The organism is Promicromonospora kroppenstedtii DSM 19349, from assembly GCF_000515355.1.
Taxonomy (GTDB): Bacteria; Actinomycetota; Actinomycetes; order Actinomycetales; family Cellulomonadaceae; genus Promicromonospora; species Promicromonospora kroppenstedtii.
Map to the genome: position 1 here is coordinate 1 of NZ_KI911669.1, position 1402 is coordinate 1402.

Sequence of the window (1402 nt, forward strand, 5' to 3'; positions counted from 1 at the left end):
GATCGCGGCCCTGGGCGAGCGGCGGGTGCAGCTGCACTGGTCGAACCTGTTCGGCGTCGTGACGTTCACGTGCCTGGTCGTGCTGACCGTGACCGGCATCCTGCTGGCGTTCACCTACACGCCGTCGAACGAGCTGGTGACCTACACCGGGCCGTACGGGCCCCTGCAGGGTGCCACCGTGACCGAGGCGTTCGCCTCGACCATGCGCATCTCGTTCGAGCAGACCGGCGGCCTGCTGCTGCGGCAGACCCATCACTGGGCGGCGCTGGTGATGCCCGCCTCGATCATCATGCAGCTGCTGATCACGTTCTTCAGCGGCGGGTTCCGCCGTCCGCGGCAGCTGAGCTGGGTGCTGCTGGTGGCGGCGTTCGTGCTGGTGCTCGCCGCCGGCTGGAGCGGGTACGCCCTGCCGGACGACATGCTGTCGGGCACCGGCCTGCGCATCGTCGAGGGCGTGGTGCTGAGCATCCCGTTCATCGGCACCTGGATCGCCGGCGTGATGTTCGGCGGGCCGTTTCCCGGCCAGATCATCGAGAACCTCTACCCGCTGCACGTGGCGATCGCCCCGGGGCTGCTCGTCGTCGTCCTCGTCGCCCGGGCCGCTCTTGCCCTCCGGGACGGCCAGGCCAGGCAGTTCCGGCCCGAGCCCGTCCCGACGCTCGGCCTGCGCCTCTGGCCCGACGCCGCCTTCCGCGCCTTCGGCATGATGGGCATCACCGGCTCGGTGCTGGTGCTGCTCGGCGCGACGTCCACGATCAGCCCCGTCTGGTCCTACGGGCCGGCGTCGGTCGGCGAGGTCGGTGCGGGGAGCCAGCCCGACTGGTACATGGGGTTCCTCGACGGCGCCCTGCGCCTGGTGCCGGCCGGCTGGGAGACCGTGTGGGGCGGCTGGACGGTGACCTTCGCGACGCTCGTGCCGCTCGCGGTGGTGGCCGTGTGGTTCGGGCTGCTCGTGGTCTACCCGTACGTCGAGGCGTGGGTCACGCAGGACCGTGGCCGGCACGACGTGCTGGACCGGCCCCGCCACTTCCCGGTCCGCACCGGCATCGGCGTCGCGGGTGCGCTCTTCTACGGCATCCTGTGGGGCGCCGCGAGCGCCGACATCGTCTCGACGGAGTTCAACGTGACCTTCGAGTCGGTGATCACGTTCCTGCAGGTGCTGCTGCTGGTCGGGCCGGCGCTGGCGTTCGAGGTCACCCGGCGGGTGTGCATCGGGCTGCAGCGCAAGGACCGCGAGATCGCGCTGCACGGGCACGAGACGGGCCGGATCGTGCGGATGAGCAACGGCGGGTACGCCGAGATCCACCAGCAGGCCGACCCGGCCGAACGGGCGCGGCTGACCGTCGTCCCCGTCGCGGCCGCACCGGGCCGGACGGACGGCGCGGGGCGCCTGCACGGCGCC

Annotated in this window: 1 protein-coding gene; it reads left to right on the forward strand. The window is 72.1% G+C overall.

The window, feature by feature from the left end; genetic code table 11:
• A partial coding sequence (locus PROKR_RS13350; RefSeq protein ID WP_245605820.1) for a cytochrome b occupies positions 1-1402 on the forward strand: 1402 nt, incomplete at both ends.